Consider the following 18,165-nt stretch of genomic DNA (forward strand, 5'->3'; position numbering starts at 1 on the left):
CCACAGATGATTACTGATAGTTCACAGCTTGACCCAAACGGTACGTATTCGTACGCCGACTATCTGAAATGGCAGTTCGACGAACAGATCGAACTCATCAAAGGGAAGCTGCATCGCATGTCACCCGCGCCCAAACGGATGCACCAAAGCGCGTCTATCCGGCTTGGTAACATAATTTTCAATTATCTTGAAGGGAAGCGGTGTGAGGTATATGAAGCGCCTTTCGACGTACGGTTACCGGTGCAGAACAAACGGAAACCCGAGCAGATTTTCACCGTGGTGCAGCCGGATATCAGTGTGATCTGCGATCTGGCTAAACTGGACGACGATGGTTGTTTGGGTGCTCCCGACTGGATTATCGAGATTACTTCACCCCGAACGGCAAAAAAGGATTTCGACGAAAAATTTCATCTCTACGAACAGTCAGGTGTGCGGGAATACTGGATCGTGCAGCCCAAAGACAAATCGGTGAACGTATACGCACTCGAAAACGAGCAGTACGTCCTGGTGGACATCTACGAATCCGGTTCGATCCCCTGCCAGATCTTCCCCGATCTGGTGATTGAGCACGGGAGAATTTTTCAGCAGTAACCAGCGTTTTATTGACAAGTAAGCACAGCTTAGTGATTGCTGCTTAGTCAATTATGTCGCAGAATCGTCTTTTTCTTTTAATTGCGTTGCTGGTCGCTGGCTTGCTCTGGCTGTACGGTACGTACTTTGCAACGCCCCGCCCCATGCACCACCTACCCGCTGGCGCGACATCGCCCAACGGCCGGCGGATGGAGAAAACGGACGACGAGTGGCGGTCGCTGATGCCGTATGCGCAGTACCGCGTTACGCGCGACCGGGGAACCGAGTGGCCGAACAGCAGCCCCCTCACGCACGAACACAGGCACGGTACGTATGTCTGCGCCGGGTGCCGAAACCCCCTGTTTGCTTCCAGAACCAAATTTGAATCGGGTACGGGCTGGCCGAGTTTCTTCAAACCGATTGTAAAAAACGCGATTTATACCGAACCGGATGGCAGTCGGACAGAGGTACGCTGCTCCGTTTGCGACGCACATCTGGGGCATGTGTTCACTGACGGCCCGGAACCGACCGGCCTCCGCTATTGTATGAACGGTGTGGCGATGGCGTTTGCCCCTGCGTCGAAGTAGGGATGCTGATGGTTAGCCGTATCTTTATCCCATGAATCGCAATCTGGTCGACGGTCTCAACTTTGCTTCTAAGCTAACGCCCAAGCGCGTTGCCAACGCACTTAAGGTCTTGTACAGTTATTACGCATCGCGGCAACAGGGGAAGTCCATGCAGCGGGGGTTACCCATGTCGATTTCATTCGAGCCAACAACCTCCTGCAACTTACGCTGCCCTGAGTGCCCCAGTGGGCTGCGCTCGTTTACGCGACCAACGGGTATGCTGGGCGAAGATCTCTACAAACGGACTATCGACGAACTGCACGAAACGCTATTGTACCTGATCTTCTATTTCCAGGGCGAACCTTATCTGCATCCGCAGTTTCTGGAACTAGTCCGGTATGCTACTGATCGAAATATTTATACGGCGACCAGCACCAACGCGCATTACCTGACGGACGCCAACGCCCGCAAAACCGTTGAGTCTGGCCTCGATCGGTTGATCATTTCCATCGACGGGACGACGCAGGAGGTGTATCAGCAGTACCGAGTAGGGGGTAAGCTCGAAAAAGTGCTTGAAGGCACGAAGAATATCATCCGCTGGAAAAAGGAGCTGAAATCCAGGACGCCCCACGTCGTGTTTCAGTTTCTGGTCGTCAAACCCAACGAACACCAGATCGCCGAAGTAAAAAAACTGGCCCGCGAGCTAGGCGTCGATGAAGTTGGGCTGAAAACCGCTCAGATCTATGATTACGAACAAGGTTCGGATCTGATTCCGACCATTGACCAATACAGTCGCTATGCTGCCCAAGACGACGGTACGTACCGGATCAAGAACGGCTTTGGTGACCACTGCTGGAAGATGTGGCATTCCTGCGTCATTACGTGGGATGGGCTTGTGGTTCCCTGCTGTTTCGACAAAGATGCACATCACCGACTTGGCGACCTGCAAACTGAATCGTTCGCCAACCTCTGGCACGGTGATGCTTACAACGACTTCCGCCAGACATTGCTGCGTTCCCGCTCTGAAATAGAAATGTGCCGCAACTGTACCGAAGGGACACAAGTGTGGGCGTAAATTAATTTTGAATGAGTGAATAAATGAGGAACATCTATTCACTCAATCACTCATTCTATCATTCACTCATTATTCTTTGTGGAACATTCCGTGGAACAGTACTTGGATTCGTGAAAACTATCCGGCATATTTGGGTCTGCAACGCACAGACCAATGGGTAAAGTCATTGCTATCGCCAACCAAAAAGGGGGCGTCGGTAAAACAACAACAACGATAAATCTGGCCGCTAGTCTGGCCGCACTCGAATTTCAGACACTGATTGTCGACGCCGATCCTCAGGCAAACTCGACGTCAGGCCTGGGCTACAATCCAAAAGAAATCGAGTACAGCATTTACGAATGCATGGTTGAAGGGATTCAGCCGCAGGATGCCATTATTCAGACGGATTTTCCGAATCTGGATCTGCTACCATCGCACATTGACCTGGTGGGCGCGGAGATTGAGATGATCAATCTTCAGAATCGGGAAGATAAAATGAAAGTGACTCTGGATGCTATTCGGGATTCTTACGATTTTATCATCATCGACTGCTCTCCATCACTGGGTCTGATCACAATCAACAGCCTGACTGCCGCTGATTCGGTCATCATCCCCGTACAATGTGAGTATTTCGCGCTGGAAGGGCTGGGGAAACTCCTGAACACGATCAAGATCATTCAGTCCCGGTTAAACACAAGTCTGGCGATTGAAGGGATTTTGCTGACCATGTATGATTTGCGCGTACGGCTGTCAAATCAGGTTGTCGGTGAAGTAACGAGCCATTTCCAGCAAATGGTTTTCAGTACCATTATTCCACGGAACATCCGGCTCAGCGAATCGCCAAGCTTTGGCGTACCCGCGCTGGCGCAGGACGCCGACAGCAAAGGGGCCGTGAGTTACCTGAACCTGGCCCGCGAGATTCTTGCCAAAAACGGCATGATGCCCCACGAAGTGTAAACAAGCGTATATAAGCCGCGCTATTTGATGAACTACGGGGGAGCGCAAAACAGGCTTCCTTAGCTGAGCGTCCCTAACCGGGCGTCCCTAACTGGGTGTCCCCGCTCAGGTCCATCAAATAACGTAGGTCAATCGCCAAAAAAAATCTGCTCATGGATAATGCAAACGCCAAAGCGCCGAATAAGAAGATGATTGGACTGGGACGAGGCTTGGGTGCGCTGCTACATGACAGCGACGCAGTCAACCGTCAGACAAAAACGTCGCCGTTTGAGTCGATTGGTACGATGACCGAAATTGGGTTGTCGTATATTGAAACGAACCCGTTCCAGCCTCGTACCCGATTTGACGAAGAAGCCCTTCAGGAGCTGGCCGATTCGATCCGGACGCAGGGCATTATTCAGCCCATTACGGTTCGGCAGCAGGGAAAAGATCGCTACCAGCTTATTTCGGGAGAACGGCGTTTGCAGGCATCCAAAATTGCCGGCCTGACCCATATTCCCGCCTACGTTCGGACCGCCAATGACCAGCAGATGCTGGAAATGGCGCTGATTGAGAACATTCAGCGCGAAAACCTCAACTCAATCGAGATTGCCCTCAGCTACCAGCGGCTCATTACCGAGTGTAGCCTGAAGCAGGAAGAGCTGGGTGAACGGGTAGGTAAAAATCGGACAACGGTAAATAACTACATCCGCCTGTTGAAGCTACCCCCCGTTATTCAGGCGGCCCTGCGCGACAACAAGATCTCGATGGGACACGCCCGGGCAATTATCAACATCGAAAACCCGGAGGTTCAGATCCGTCTGTTTAACCGGGCCGTTGACGAAGACTGGTCGGTACGTAAGGTAGAAGAAGCGGTACGTAACCTGGCAGATAACCTGCAGGAAGTTCCCGCGGAGCGTCGCGTTACGTTACCTAAGCAGGAAATGCGCAGTCTGCAGTTCAAACTCTCATCGATGTTTGGTACCAAGGTGTCGATCAAAGCCGACGAGCGGCACAAAGGAGAAATTAAAATACCATTCACGTCGCAGGAGGAACTTACCAAAATCCTGGAAGTACTGAACTCGCAGGCCTAGTGGTGTTAAATTATTTTAAAAAGCTGATCGGGCGAGACAAACGGCGGGATCTGGGCGTTGCGAGAGCATGAAACAGTTTTTCACAGTCCTGATTACGTGCCTGTTAGTCCTTAGCTCAGCACGATCGCTGTTTGCACAACGGCCTGCTGCTACGCCAGCGGCAACACCCGCCCCAACGGATTCGACCCGGCAAATCCGCTCGGCGGCCGACACAATTCCGGAAACGGTTCGACGGAACGGTATTCGGGTCGGTACGTCAACGCTAACACCGGAAGACGGTTCTGCATCGCTGGATACGGCCCGGGTGACGCCTGCACAGGAAGCTAAAATCCGTAAGATCGTTCCGCGCAAAGCCACTATCCGGTCGCTGATACTGCCTGGTCTTGGCCAGATCTACAACCGTCAGTACTGGAAATTGCCGTTTATTTATGGCGGACTGGTGGGCGCTGTTTACTCATTCCAGTGGAATCAGAATCTATACAACCAGTACCTGACTGGTTATCGGGAAGCGTTCTTCTCTAATGTTAATAGCCAATACAATGCAAAAGTGGCTGTTGTTCGGGAACGCGTATTGACTGTACAGCAATTAAAGCGAGCCACTGATCAATTTCAGCGACAGCGTGACCTGACCGTGATTCTGACCGCCGTTGGCTGGGCACTTAACGCTGTTGAAGCTAACGTAGCAGCCCACATGAAAACCTTTGATTTATCGGACGACATCTCGATGAACGTCCATCCGAATATACTCCCGCTGCCGGGAACGGGTATTATTCCCGGCGTTCGGGTAGCTTTTACGTTTAAATGATAAAAAAGGAGGAGGAAAGGGAGGAGGGAGGAAAGGAGGAAGGATTTTTTCTTAGCACTGTAGCGACTTCTTCCTTTTCTCCTTCCTCCCCTTTCTCCTTCCTCCCTTATTATGAATATTCTTCTGTTAGGATATGGTAAAATGGGCAAGGCGATTGAGCAGATTGCCCTCGAGCGGGGCCATCAGATCGCGGCCCGTATCAATGTCGATAACCGCAGCGACCTGGACGCGCTGACCGACGATAGCGTGGATGTCGTTATTGAGTTCAGTTCACCCGAAGCTGCTGTCGACAACATTACGTATTGCCAGAAGCGCGGCTGGCCACTGGTATGTGGCACAACGGGCTGGCTGGGACATCGTACCGAAATTGAAGCGCTGTGTGAAGAGAAAAAAGGTGCTTTCTTCTACGCGTCGAATTACAGTATCGGAGTCAATCTGTTTTTCAAGCTCAACAAAGTGCTGGCTAGGTTCATGCATAATTACCCATCGTACGAAATTTCGATGACGGAAATCCACCATACTGAAAAGAAAGACGCGCCCAGCGGAACCGCTATTACGCTGGCCGAAGGAATTATGGACCACATTCCGACCAAAAACCGGTGGGTGGACAAAGCCGAGCCGAGTGCGCAGATTGAGTCGACAGATGCTATTGCCATCGAATCCGTACGGGAAGGCGTAGTGCCCGGTACACACACAGTTCGGTACGAATCAGAGGTGGACCGTATCGAAATTACTCACATAGCCCACAGCCGACAGGGGTTTGCTCTGGGGGCCGTAGTTGCCGCTGAATGGCTTATTGGTCGGGAAGGTGTTTTCGGGATGGATGATTTATTAAATTTAAACGCCCAATAAACGCAGCACTAGTCGATAACCGGCTAAAGCTGCTGTCAATTACGAACGAATACTCATTTTCTAACGAAGTTCCTGTGTCTGAAGTAAGCACGAAAGCCGCAACTAAATCGGCTAAACCCAAAAAATCGCCCATTCGGGAATGGTTCGATTCCGTTCTGTTTGCCGTTGTAGCCGCTACGCTGATTCGCTGGTTGTTCATGGAAGCGTTTACCATTCCAACACCGTCGATGGAAAACAGCCTTATGGTCGGCGACTTTCTGTTCGTGAGTAAACTGCACTATGGTACCCGGACGCCCCGGACGCCGTTGCAGGTCCCGCTGACGCACCAGAAAATATGGGGAACGAACATTCCGTCGTACAGCACGGCTATTCAACTGCCATCGTACCGGCTGCCAGGATTTACGCACGTCAAAAACGGCGACGTAGTCGTCTTTAACGTACCGCCCAAGTATCTGAACGAGAATATCGATTACCCTGTCGACCTGAAAACGAACTACATCAAACGGTGTATCGGTATTCCGGGCGACGTGCTGGAAGTTCGGGAACGGGAAGTCTTCATCAATGGGAAGCTTTTTCCGGCACCTCCCCGGTCGGAGCAACGGTATTTCATTAAAACAACTGAAGTACTGGACGCTAACTTTTTCCGGAAGTACGACATCGTCAATGATTACCGCGACCCGAGCCAGCCAACCGAAAACTGGAAACCGCTGGAGCAGTACAACGACTCAACGAAAACGTCGACCATGGTTGGTTACAGCGTCAATACCACAAAAGCGGTCATCGATCAGTTTAAAGGCTTTAGCTGGGTAAAAGGCGTTGAACCAATGATGGACAAGCCAGGTGAAATGTCACCAGGAGTCTATGGTACGCCAACGTTTAAATGGAACCACGACAATTTCGGCCCTATCACGGTGCCTAAAAAGGGCGCGACGATCAGCATCAACGCGCAAACGATTGCGTTATACGGTCCAGTAATTGAGTTATACGAAGGTAATGAGAACGTAACGACGACACCGACGAGCATTACCATCGATGGGAAAGCCATTACGTCCTATACTTTCAAACAGGACTATTACTTCATGATGGGTGACAACCGTGATAACTCACTTGATTCCCGCTTCTGGGGTTTTGTACCCGAGGATCATATCGTCGGTAAAGCCGTGTTTGTCTGGATGTCGCTGGATCCAAACCCAGCCAATATCTGGAATAAAATCCGCTGGAACCGTCTGTTCCGGACGATTGATTAGAAAAAAGGAGGAAAGGGAGCGGTCCGCCGTAGCGGGATGGAGGAGAGGGAGAAAAGGGAATTAGTAGCTTTCCCCTCGTCCCTCTCCTCCTTTTTACCACTCTATGGGCGGGAGCCCTTTGCCAGCTAGGTAATCATTTGCCTGGCTGAAGTGTTTATTGCCGAACCAGCCACCCCACTGGGCGGCCATGGGGGAGGGGTGCTTTGATTTCAGAACCAGATGTTTTTTGCTGTCGATGACCGCGCCTTTCTTCTGAGCGTAGGCGCCCCACAGCATGAAAACAACGTGTCGTTTTTCGTCGGAGATAAGTTTGATGACGGCATCTGTGAAAGTTTCCCAGCCTTTGCCCTGGTGCGAACCCGCCTGACCCGCCCGGACGGTCAGCGTGGAGTTAAGCAGCATAACGCCCTGATGCGCCCAGCGTTCGAGATTGCCCGATTTGGGAACGGGTTTGCCGAGATCATCCTGAATTTCTTTGAAAATATTTACCAGGGAAGGCGGTTTGGTAATGCCGTCAGCAACGGAGAATGCAAGTCCATTGGCCTGACCTTCGCCGTGATAGGGGTCCTGCCCCAGAATGACCACGCGCGTATCATCAAAACTACACGTATTGAACGCGTTAAAAATCAGCCGGCCAGGTGGATAAACACGTTGTGTAGTGTATTCCTGTCGTAAAAATTCGGCCAATTCCCGGAAATAAGGTTTATCAAATTCAGACTGCAATCGCGTTTGCCACGAATCAGCAATAGATACATTCATGGATGGAACTGATAAGATTTAAAAGGCATTATAGGCCTATAAATGCCGGAAGCAATCTCGTTTAAAATTTTTTGAGATCGGTTCTTGCGTAACAAAACTAATCAACCTAATTTTCGTTCTAAGGTTGCCAAACGACACTAAATATATGGTTTCGTCAGTCACAGAGGGCGTAAAAGTTAGCGTAAAGACTGAGTATCAATCCGATTACTCCAGTCCGCTTCAGGCGCATTACGTGTTTACTTACCGGATTACCATTGAAAACTCCAGCGAATATACCATTCAGGTACTTCGTCGGCACTGGACAATCTTCGACTCTAACGGTACCGTCCGGGAGGTTGAAGGAGAAGGTGTGGTTGGTCAGCAGCCAGTACTGGAGCCGGGTGAGGTGCACGAATACGTGTCCGGTTGTAATCTGCGGTCGAGCATGGGTAAAATGGCCGGTACCTACCTGGTTGAACGTATTATCGACGGCAAACAGGTGCGCGTGAACATTCCCGAGTTCACGATGATTGTTCCGTATAAACTGAATTAATTGTTGATTTCCGCTTACCTGCGTTACCTGAGTCGCGCCCGCGACGAGCATTCCCTGCATTCTCCTTTCCTGTTTTCGCTGTACACAAACACGATTCAGACCGATAATCGGCGTGAACCAGCGTTCAGGTCGATCAGACAGCTCCGTAAAGAGCTTCGCCGGAGCACCCAGCTGATCGACATTACCGATCTGGGTGCAGGTTCGAAGGTAAATGCGTCCAGGCAACGTACCATCCGGGATATTGCCAGAAACTCGCAGAAGCCAGCCCGCTTCGGTCGGTTGCTTTACCGACTGATCCGTCGGGCCAATGCCCATACGATTCTCGACCTGGGTACCTCACTGGGTATAACGACCGCTCACCTGGCCGAAGCGGCAAAGCAAACCGGCGGGCAGGTAATCACGTTTGAGGGCTGCCCCCAAACGGCTGTCGTAGCGAAACAGAATTTCGAGCAGTTGGGTATTCAGAACGTAACTGTTGTTGTCGGAAATCTGGACGAAACCTTGGCGGAACAAGTTGGTGCGCTGCCCCCCCTCGATTTTGTTTTCTTCGACGCCAATCACCGTTACGAGCCAACAGTACGTTATTTCGAGACCTGCCTGACCAATATTCAGAACGATACGGTTTTCGTATTCGACGACATTCATTGGTCTGCCGAAATGGAGCAGGCCTGGCAGTCTATAAAAGCGCATCCCGCCGTTACCGTTACGGTCGACTTGTTCTGGGTTGGGCTGGTATTCTTCCGCCGGGAGCAGCCCCGGCAGGACTTTATTCTCCGTTTTTAGTTGAGTATTTTTACCAGAATAGTTCAGGATTTCGTTACCTTTCTGTGTCGATTTTAGAAAGGATGTAACGCATGAAAATTCTGGTTTACAAGGATTTATGGTCTACCGCGGTACTGGTTGCTGTATTGATTCAGCTAACAGGCTGTCAGAAAGCTGCGGTAACTGAGGAGGAGCCTGCTGCCGTTGCTACGTTTGAGCTGATCCAGCAAAAAATACTGACGCCTTCCTGCGCTACGTCGGGTTGCCATGCCTCCGAAAAAGACGGCAGTTTTGCGCAGCACGGGCTGGTGCTGGCCGACGGATTGGCCTACCAGAATCTCGTTGGTGTTGATCCCAAGAACAGCGACGCCAAAACGGATGGGCTGAAGCGGGTGAAAGCGTTTGCTGCCTACGAAAGTCTGCTCTATCATAAACTAAGCGTAATGGCGAGTCACCATACCGGCCGGCAATATGGCAACCCAATGCCACTGGGAAGTGAACCCCTATCTGATGGGCAGGCTGAATTCATTCGTCGCTGGATTGAAGCGGGAGCCCCAAAAACGGGCGCCGTTGCCGACGCTACCTTGCTAGATAGTAAAACCACAACCGGCGTTGCTTATGAGCCCCTACCTGTACCGGCTGTGGGAAAAGGTTTTCAGTTATCTATCCCCACTTTTGAGGTAGCGCCCACGTTCGAGCGGGAGCTGTTTACCCGAAGGCTGGTCGGCAATACGCAGGATGTCTATGTTAACCGGTTTGAAATAAACATGCGGTCAGGTAGTCATCACTTCGTCGCCTATGATTTCGACAATAAAAACATACTGCCCAGTCTGAACGATATTCGGGACCTGCGCAATCCGGACAATTCGCTGAACTGGACAACAGCATTGAGTATGTCGAACCACATTTATCTAGCTGGCTCGCAGGCACAATATCAGGATTACACGTTCCCCGAAGGAGCCGCGCTGCTGTTGCCCGCCGGAATGTCGCTCGATCTGAACTCGCACTACGTGAACAAGACCAGTACGACAACGAAAGGGGAAGCGCAGATCAATCTGTACACGGTTGATCCATCGACAGTAAAACACGTCGTTCGTACGCTTAACCTGAGTAACACCAGCCTGAAAATTCCCGCCAACAGCCGCGTTACGCTCATTAAATCATTTACGGGAAACAAAACGACCAAAATTCTGGCGCTGACCTCCCATATGCATAAGCTGGGTGAGAAGTTTGTGATCAAGATTAAAGGTGGCTCCCGCGATGGTGAGGTGGTTTATACCTCAACCGACTGGGAGCACCCTAACATTGTTACGTTCCGTACGCCGATTATTCTTCAGAAAGGCGAAGGGCTGACCTCCGAGATTACGTACAACAACACGACCTCGAAAGCTGTCTCGTTTGGCCTGACAAGTGAAGACGAGATGGGTATTATCTTCGGCTATTACTACGAAGAGTAAGTATAGCTTTCAGTAATAAAAAACCAGAAGGCCCGACAGATAACTGTCGGGCCTTCTGGTTAACTAATCTATACTCGATAAGTAAGTTACTCTCAACGAGTAATTCTTACCGGGCAACCCTTATCGGGCGACTTCAATATTTACGCGACGACCTTTGATCGTATTGCCTTCCATGGCGTCAACAACGCGGTTCGCTACGTCTTTCGGTACGTCAACGTACGTGAACTTGTCGAAGATGTCGATGCTACCAATGGTGTTGCCTGGAATGTTGGCTTCGCCAGCAATGGCACCTACGATATCGCCCGGACGAACGTAATCTTTCCGGCCAATGCTCACCATCAGACGAGTCATGCTGGCATCGCGTTCGCGGGGAGCACGTTGGTTATCGCGATCGAAGTATTTTCCTTCACCACGACCACCATCACGTGGACCAAAGTTACGATCACCACCGCGCTCGCGGTCGCCAAAGCGACCACCCCGGTCCGAACTTTCGTTCCGGCCAAAGCGCGAACCGCCCCGATCGAAGCGGCCTTCGCCACGACCATCACGGTCGCCAAAGCGCGAGCCCGTCGAGCTACGACGATCATCCGAACGGCCACCGAAGCGATCGTTACGGTCACCACCCCGCTCCCGACGGCGGTCATCTTCCAGACCCAGGTTCTGATCAGCGAATTCATTTTTCTCCAGACCCATGCTGCGTTTTACCAGCGCGGCAACAACCTGTTCGGTCGACAGGCCAGCGTGGTGCAGTTGCGTCAGAATATCATCGTATAGGTTCAGATCTGAACTGTCCTGAACCGTTTGTTTCAGTTGTTCGATGAAGCGGGCTTTCCGAACGCCAACGATGTCTTCGAAGGAAGGAATAACGCCTTTTTCAACTTTCACTTTGGTATACGACTGGATTTCGCGGAAACGATATTTTTCGTCGCGACCAACCATCGAGAACGCCCGGCCTGATTTGCCAGCGCGGCCCGTCCGGCCAATCCGGTGTACGTAATATTCTTCGTCGAGTGGGATGTCGAAGTTGATAACGGCATCCACGTCGTCTACGTCAATACCCCGAGCGGCTACGTCCGTAGCAACCAGAATACTGGTCGTACCCGCCCGGAACTTGCTCATTACGTTGTTCCGCTGCGCCTGACGTAGGTCACCGTGTAAGCCTTCGGCCGAGTAACCACGAATCTGCAGGTCTTCAACGATTTCGTCAACCTTACGCTTCGTGTTACAGAACACCAGCATTAGTTTCAGGTCGTACATGTCGATCAGACGGCACATCACCTCAACTTTCGCTTTTGGTTTTACTTCAAAGTAGACCTGCTCAATGTTGGTGTTCGTCAGTTCTTTCTTAACGACTTTCACCAGCACCGGATCTTTCTGAAACTTCTGGGTGATCTGCATGATCGGCTTCGACATCGTCGCCGAGAACAGAATCGTCTGCCGCTCTTCGGGCATTTCTTCCAGAATGCTTTCGATATCTTCCCGGAAGCCCATGTCCAGCATCTCATCGGCCTCGTCCAGAATCATCATCTTGACGTTGTCGAGTTTGAGCGTGTTCCGCTCCATGTGGTCCATCACGCGGCCCGGCGTACCGATAACAACGTGCACACCACCTTTCAGGGAGCGGATCTGACGTTCGATCGAGTCACCACCGTAAATGGCCTCGATGCGGACGCCCCGTTTGAATTTCGCCAATTTCCGGAATTCTTCGGATACCTGAAGTGCCAGTTCGCGGGTTGGGCATAGGATAAGCGCCTGTACCGACCGGTCCTGAACGTCGATCAGTTCGAGCGTTGGAATTCCAAAGGCAGCCGTTTTACCGGTACCGGTTTGTGCCTGACCAATCACGTCACGACCTTCCAGGATAGGAGGGATCGCTTCGGCCTGGATCGGCGAAGGGCTAATAAAGCCCATTTCGGTAACGGCCTGCAGCAGGTCTTCCGAAATGTTTAAATCAGAGAAAAGAATTTGATTGGGGTTGGCAACCAGGCTTGTTACAACTTCCGGTGCGTTGTCTTCAGCCTGGGCAGTAAGTTCTTGTTGTGGCGTTGACAGGTCAATTTCCTGATCAACGATGTTTGTTTCGTTCGTTTGCATTGTTCTTGGAAAGATGTAAAATCATAAACTCCCCAAGCAAAGACGAGATATGTGTGCGAGTAAAAGCGCGGTATTGTGAAAATTGCCCAACAGACGAAGTACCCAAACGACCACCCATTTTAACGGTCTGATCCCCACCTAACCAGGGGAAAGCACTACGTAACAACTTGACGATTAGCCCACGCGCGAGAATTCAAATCCCGGTTGCTCCCGCAGGAGCGTCCACACAGAAAACCCATCCTATACATCCGGACTCTGTCAGACCCAACTCAGCGTGTAAAAAAGGAGAGAAACAGAAGTGCGACGGATGTCGCTTGTAAAATCTGGTGCAAAACTAAGCAAAGTGTGTGCAAAAAGCAAGTGTGCGCTGTATTAAATTGTATTTAATAGAGAAAACCATCCTCAAACAGCTAGTATTCTCTTTTCCCGATCGATTTTACATGAAAACCGGGTAGTTCTGAAAAGTGTTACTGATTTTAATCCGCTACGTTTGGCCTATGAACCCGACTGTTGGTAAATACATTTTGTTGGTTGGCCTGGCGCTCGTGCTGATTGGAGCTATTGTTTATTTTTTCGGAGATAAGCTGGGGTGGCTGGGACGCTTACCGGGCGACATCCGGGTGGAGAGCAAAAATGGGGGAGGTTTTTACTTCCCCATTGTAACCTGCATTGTCGTCAGCATTCTTCTGAACATTATTCTCGCGCTGATCCGACGCTTTTTCGGATAGAGGCATCAGCGGTACCGCTGGGTGGCTGATCGGGGTCGTACGTCAGTTTGTTGAGGTAAAAGACCTCCCGCGGGTTCGTCGAATTGGTAGACGTAATTTTCTGAAAGCCAAACGCCAGGAAATGCCGTCCGTACCAGGCCATCAGATTATCCTGCGCTGAGAACATAATTTTTTCGTTTTCCCGGCTGGTGCCGAGTTTTATTTTCTCTGTTTCCCGCAGAATCTTATTGCCCTGAATTACTTCCATGTTGATGGCACCTTCATATGGATAGGCCAGTACCATACGATCACCCTGCTGCGAAAGCTGAACCATCTGGGTCAGATCGCGGCTGAGCAGTTGTTTAATCGGCAGGCAGTTGTCCCACAAAAGTTTTCCCATTTTGTCGAATCCACAAATGAAGGCGTGGGTATAATGAAAGCCTTCGTAGCGGTCCATGCCACGTGTGTAGGCCGTATTTGTTAGAGCGCTGCCCCGGTACTGCGGGTAATACACTTCAGCAACCAGTGTCAGGCCGTCGGCGGTTGGCTGCAGGTCGTGTACGAGCAGCCGGTAGCGGAATTTGTAGTCTTTTCCCTCTTCTTTCTTCCGTTTGGCCCGCGCCAGAATTTTTTGCTGACGTTCGGGTTTCATGTAATTGAAAAAGTTCTGAAGCTGCGAAAACTCGATGAACTGCATGTCCTTGATGGCATCGTCGGCGGCTGTGGCGGGTTCGTCGTGATGAATACGCGTTACGTATACGCCCTGCGAGTAGGGCGTGCAGTCGGTGGAGTAGTTACCAACCAGCAGCGATTCGCGTTCGTTGACAGGCAGGAGTTTCCCCGAGATAAGGCTATTTCTGGCGTTGGAGAAGTCGATGGTACGTAGCGGACGGGATTCGTAATTGTACGTACGGATAGAGAACTGACACCGCCGTTTCGAGGAATGAACCAGTATATTGACTTCCCGTCGGGCCTCATCCAGCTCAATACTGCTCAATTCCAGATTGTTGGCGTACAGGCCGGGCAGCACCTTGGTAGACCGGTCAAACAAAGAGAACACCATCACAACGGGGCGGTTGTGGTGATAGCCACCTACGTAAGCCTGGCTATCCAGTACTTTGAACTGACGGATATCGAACTGGTCGAGCAGGGTACCCTCGAAGGTTTCGATAGCCCCGTCGCCGAGATGGATTCGTAGAAATTGATACTTGTTCGTATCGTACTCCCGAAAGAGCTGGTACAGGTACTGGTCATTATGATAGGCCTGAATCTGGCGATATTTAGTGTCCTGTTTGTACCCCGCGTACCAGATTGGTTTGAGGTTCCAGTTGAGCCGCTGGTAAATGAACCGAACGGGTTCGTTCGAGAAAAAGCCCCCCGACTGAATGGTGACCAGCACGCCCTGCTCGGCCAGGGGCGTTACGTCGAAGGACTCGACTTCGTTGGGGTTGGCCGGAATTTCAAGACGCGTGGACTGGGTAAGCTGCGCCAGCGCTACCGGTCCTGCTATCAGCGATCCCGCCAGAAGAAGGATTACTAGGAGAACTTGCTTCATAACGTATAGAATGAATCCGGCACGGCTGTACACATAGCATACACGCCAACCGGTGTCTGATTAGTCTTGATATAGGATGAAGCAGGTCGATCCTGAAACATCCTGATTATAAATATACAAACTATTCTGGTGTCAATTCGGCATTTGCGGGGGGCGTAAATTATTTATGGGAACAGACCCGTTGAGCGGCCGACTAAGAACTGAAGCAGAGCGGAATATTGTTTTGTGAGCAGGAAGACAGTAGCATTAATTCCATAATATCCCCAACTTTACCGGCTGAAAGGGATTGGCGGTTAAGGTCCCCTAATTTGAAAATAAATAAAACCGTTTTTCTATACACTTATGAGCGAAGTAGCAACCCGATTCGCCCCCGGCGTCATTACTGGCGATGGCGTTTCTGATATTTTCCGTCATGCCAACGAAAACGATTACGCTTTACCGGCGGTCAACGTCGTTGGAACTGATTCTGTTAACGCGGTTCTGGAAGCGGCTAAGGCTGTTAATTCGCCGGTAATTGTTCAGTTTTCGAACGGTGGCGGTATTTTTTACGCGGGTAAGAGCTTACCAAACGATAAGCAACAGGCTGCGATTGCGGGTTCGGTTTCGGGTGCCCAGCACGTACATACTGTAGCCGAATTGTATGGAGTGCCCGTTATTCTGCATACTGATCACTGCGCGAAGAAACTGCTTCCCTGGATTGATGGTCTGCTGGAAGCCAGTGAACGCCATTTCGACAAAACGGGTAAGCCCCTGTTCTCGTCGCACATGCTGGATTTGTCCGAAGAGCCAATCGAAGAGAACATTGAAATCTCCTGCAAATATTTCGAGCGGATGGCCAAAATGGGCATGACACTGGAAATTGAGCTGGGTGTAACGGGTGGTGAAGAAGATGGCGTCGATAACTCGGACGTTGATGATTCAAAACTGTACACGCAGCCTTCGGAAGTAGCGTATGCATACGAAGAACTGAAGAAAATTTCGCCGAACTTCACGATTGCGGCTGCCTTCGGTAACGTGCACGGTGTGTACAAGCCAGGGAACGTAAAACTGTCGCCGATCATTCTGAAAAACTCGCAGGATCATATCCAGGAGAAGTTCGGCACTGGTCCGCTGCCCGTCAACTTCGTATTCCACGGTGGTTCGGGCTCGACTCGCGCCGAAATTCGGGAAGCGATCCAGTACGGTGCCGTGAAAATGAACATCGACACCGACGTTCAATGGTCGACCTGGGAAGGTATCCTGAACTACTACAAGTCGAAAGAAGGCTATCTGCAATCGCAGCTGGGCAACCCAGAGGGACCAGATTCGCCGAACAAAAAATACTACGACCCACGCGTATGGCTGCGGAAGGGGGAAGAAAGCATGGTTGCCCGCCTGAAAGTTGCGTTCGAAGATCTGAACTGCATCAACCGGCTGGCGTAATCAGCTAAGCTAAGTTACCAATCGGGGTGTCTGCTGCGTACTACGTGGTCAGGCACCCCGGTTTTGGTTTTGTGAACTTGTCAGCGGAAAACTGTTTTTCTTTATATTTAAGCAACTAATTGAACCGGCAATGGCAGACGTAGCAGAACAGGTAGTTGAGGAAGTTGTCCGCTCAGAGTACGAACGCGAACGCGGAAAACCCATGCCCAGCAAAAACCATTCACGGCTGCAAGCGAGATTATCAAAGGAGATAATAGTCTACTACGGTGACCAGTTCGATGTCTACAGTGAACTCTCGCTGGAATCCCCCAATCCGCCCTACGTTCCTGATCTGTGTATATTTCCCACTGAACCGTCAAACTGGCGGGAGGATGAGGTAAAGGTAAGTGCCGTCCCCCTAACGGTAATTGAGATTGTTTCCCCGTCGCAAACCGATACCCAGCTAACCGCCAAATCGGTAGATTACTTCGCGGCTGGTGTACGATCCTACTGGCTGGTCCAACCCGTATTGAGAACTGTATTTGTGCTCCTGCCCGACGGCAGCGAACTCGTTTTTCATAACGACGTACTTACTGATCCCACGAACGGGGTCGAGGTTGACCTGAAACAGATATTCCGGTAGCGCTGGCCAGATTGCGCTGGCTGATTTGCCGAAGCAGTGCCTCCTGGCTGGTGGTTGTGATGTTGACTAAGACGTAGTCGACTTTGTTACGTAGCATATTACTCCGCATGGTGAACTGGCTGGTGGTTATGTCGGTGCCGTTGCTGAACCACCAGGCGGTGTATAATACGCTCTTTTGATGTCCAGCCTGAGCCGGTTTCCTCAACTGACCCATATAGGCCGGATGGCCATTAATCGTAGTTTCCTCTACTTGTCGTATTTCGTAGCCACTGCCCCGCCAGCAGATTGCCGGACTGTGGCCCACGCTGAACCAATCCGTTTGCGGTTTAATGTACACCAGTACCCCAGGTTTGGAAAACTGTGTAATCCCTTCGGTAAGTTGTTTCTGGGTGTAACCGGTTAGATCAATATTGCCGAAATGATGAGGCTTACTTTGATCGATAGGGCGGGCTGCCAGAAACATTACCCCCATGCCAACTAATAGCAGGCCAGCGCCCCAGGCCTGATGCCACAAATTCCAGGATGACGGGCGGATAGGTTGTCCGAATCGTTCAATAAGCACTTTTGCTATAAACCAGGCGGGCAGCCAGGTGTAAGTTGCCACACAAATTAACCCAATCAGTTCGTGGGCAATGGTGCCGGGCATTGCTTCGAAGGCAACCAGCAGCATAATCCGAAAGAGGTTACATAAAATAGTCAGCCCGAAGGCCGTTGCACTGTAAACAATCACCCAGATTAACGACACGGTTTTTCGCGTCTGCTGCTCGTGCCAGATTAGAAAAAATAGCGCAACCAGCAGCGATACGCCAGTCATCTGTAATCCCATACAGGCCGGATCGACAGCCATTTCGACTGGCCCCGCTGCCGTTTGTCGAATCAGCATATTGCCAGCGGTTTCAACGTTTATGCCAGCCAGTCGCAGTAACATGCCAGCCCAGGCGCTGAGCTGCAGACGAATGGGGAACGTAAAGAGCGCCGATAAGTAACTTAGGCCCGGCGAGAGCAGGAGCAATGTAATTAACCGCCCTGCCCAGCGGCTTCGGGTGCTTCGTTGTGCTGCGACAAATAGAACGAGGGCCACAGACAGAGCGGTTGTCAGATCGAACGAAATGGTCATTGTGGAAGAGAAAC

At 51.0% G+C, this 18,165-nt stretch carries 18 protein-coding genes; 14 read left to right on the forward strand and 4 right to left on the reverse strand.

The features are described 5' to 3' along the window. Positions 1–6 precede the first annotated feature (6 nt). The 8 genes from HU175_RS08110 (at position 7) to lepB (ending at position 7,124) form a co-directional block, all read left to right on the forward strand. Entirely contained in the window at positions 7–591 is a 585-nt protein-coding gene (locus tag HU175_RS08110; RefSeq protein ID WP_176566111.1) for a Uma2 family endonuclease, read from the forward strand. A gap of 53 nt (positions 592–644) precedes the next feature. Continuing rightward, positions 645–1,157, forward strand: a complete 513-nt coding sequence (msrB, locus tag HU175_RS08115) for a peptide-methionine (R)-S-oxide reductase MsrB (RefSeq protein ID WP_176566112.1) — start codon at positions 645–647, stop codon at positions 1,155–1,157. A gap of 31 nt (positions 1,158–1,188) precedes the next feature. Continuing rightward, positions 1,189–2,211, forward strand: coding sequence for an SPASM domain-containing protein (locus tag HU175_RS08120; protein ID WP_176566113.1), 1,023 nt, complete (start codon positions 1,189–1,191; stop codon positions 2,209–2,211). A 153-nt stretch (positions 2,212–2,364) separates the two neighbouring features. Next, positions 2,365–3,147: a ParA family protein gene (locus HU175_RS08125; RefSeq protein ID WP_176566114.1), complete on the forward strand. Its 783-nt coding sequence runs from the start codon at positions 2,365–2,367 to the stop codon at positions 3,145–3,147. Positions 3,148–3,299: 152 nt separating this feature from the next. Then, positions 3,300–4,220, forward strand: coding sequence for a ParB/RepB/Spo0J family partition protein (locus HU175_RS08130; RefSeq protein WP_176566115.1), 921 nt, complete (start codon positions 3,300–3,302; stop codon positions 4,218–4,220). 67 nt (positions 4,221–4,287) lie between these two features. Further along, entirely contained in the window at positions 4,288–5,025 is a 738-nt protein-coding gene (locus HU175_RS08135; RefSeq protein WP_176566116.1) for a DUF5683 domain-containing protein, read from the forward strand. A gap of 111 nt (positions 5,026–5,136) precedes the next feature. Then, positions 5,137–5,877: a 4-hydroxy-tetrahydrodipicolinate reductase gene (gene dapB, locus HU175_RS08140; protein ID WP_176566117.1), complete on the forward strand. Its 741-nt coding sequence runs from the start codon at positions 5,137–5,139 to the stop codon at positions 5,875–5,877. Between the two features lie 74 nt (positions 5,878–5,951). Next, a complete protein-coding gene (lepB, locus tag HU175_RS08145; protein WP_176566118.1) occupies positions 5,952–7,124 on the forward strand; it encodes a signal peptidase I in 1,173 nt (390 codons plus the stop codon). Positions 7,125–7,217: 93 nt separating this feature from the next. Here lepB and ung read toward each other — a convergent pair whose 3' ends face one another. Beyond that, positions 7,218–7,883, reverse strand: coding sequence for a uracil-DNA glycosylase (ung, locus tag HU175_RS08150; protein ID WP_176566119.1), 666 nt, complete (start codon positions 7,881–7,883; stop codon positions 7,218–7,220). A gap of 145 nt (positions 7,884–8,028) precedes the next feature. Between ung and apaG the strand changes: the two genes are divergently transcribed. From apaG to HU175_RS08165, 3 genes are all read left to right on the forward strand, one after another. After that, positions 8,029–8,415: a Co2+/Mg2+ efflux protein ApaG gene (apaG, locus tag HU175_RS08155; protein WP_176566120.1), complete on the forward strand. Its 387-nt coding sequence runs from the start codon at positions 8,029–8,031 to the stop codon at positions 8,413–8,415. A 3-nt stretch (positions 8,416–8,418) separates the two neighbouring features. Further along, a complete protein-coding gene (locus HU175_RS08160) occupies positions 8,419–9,198 on the forward strand; it encodes an O-methyltransferase (RefSeq protein WP_176566121.1) in 780 nt (259 codons plus the stop codon). Positions 9,199–9,269: 71 nt separating this feature from the next. Further along, positions 9,270–10,634, forward strand: coding sequence for a hypothetical protein (locus HU175_RS08165; RefSeq protein ID WP_176566122.1), 1,365 nt, complete (start codon positions 9,270–9,272; stop codon positions 10,632–10,634). A gap of 120 nt (positions 10,635–10,754) precedes the next feature. Here the strand turns inward: HU175_RS08165 and HU175_RS08170 are convergent, their stop codons facing one another. After that, a complete protein-coding gene (locus HU175_RS08170) occupies positions 10,755–12,728 on the reverse strand; it encodes a DEAD/DEAH box helicase (RefSeq protein ID WP_176566123.1) in 1,974 nt (657 codons plus the stop codon). 497 nt (positions 12,729–13,225) lie between these two features. On the opposite strand from HU175_RS08170, the gene HU175_RS08175 reads away from it, so the two are divergent. Beyond that, positions 13,226–13,456 (forward strand): DUF2905 domain-containing protein, encoded by a 231-nt coding sequence (locus tag HU175_RS08175; protein WP_176566124.1) that lies wholly within the window; start codon positions 13,226–13,228, stop codon positions 13,454–13,456. Here HU175_RS08175 and HU175_RS08180 read toward each other — a convergent pair. Then, positions 13,422–14,990: a hypothetical protein gene (locus HU175_RS08180; protein WP_176566125.1), complete on the reverse strand. Its 1,569-nt coding sequence runs from the start codon at positions 14,988–14,990 to the stop codon at positions 13,422–13,424. The two genes, HU175_RS08175 and HU175_RS08180, sit on opposite strands and share 35 nt — an antisense overlap. Positions 14,991–15,332: 342 nt before the next feature. Here HU175_RS08180 and fbaA point away from each other — a divergent pair, with 342 nt between their 5' ends. Continuing rightward, the gene (gene fbaA / locus HU175_RS08185; RefSeq protein ID WP_176566126.1) at positions 15,333–16,412 is read left to right on the forward strand and encodes a class II fructose-bisphosphate aldolase; all 1,080 of its coding nucleotides are present in this window, start codon (positions 15,333–15,335) and stop codon (positions 16,410–16,412) included. Positions 16,413–16,542: 130 nt separating this feature from the next. Then, positions 16,543–17,034, forward strand: a complete 492-nt coding sequence (locus HU175_RS08190; protein WP_176566127.1) for a Uma2 family endonuclease — start codon at positions 16,543–16,545, stop codon at positions 17,032–17,034. Here HU175_RS08190 and xrtN read toward each other — a convergent pair. Beyond that, the gene (gene xrtN / locus HU175_RS08195) at positions 16,982–18,151 is read right to left on the reverse strand and encodes an exosortase N (RefSeq protein WP_176566128.1); all 1,170 of its coding nucleotides are present in this window, start codon (positions 18,149–18,151) and stop codon (positions 16,982–16,984) included. The genes HU175_RS08190 and xrtN overlap by 53 nt on opposite strands. Between the last annotated feature and the right edge of the window lie 14 nt (positions 18,152–18,165).

The sequence above is a fragment of the Spirosoma sp. KUDC1026 genome, from assembly GCF_013375035.1.
In the GTDB taxonomy this organism is placed as follows: Bacteria; Bacteroidota; Bacteroidia; order Cytophagales; family Spirosomataceae; genus Spirosoma.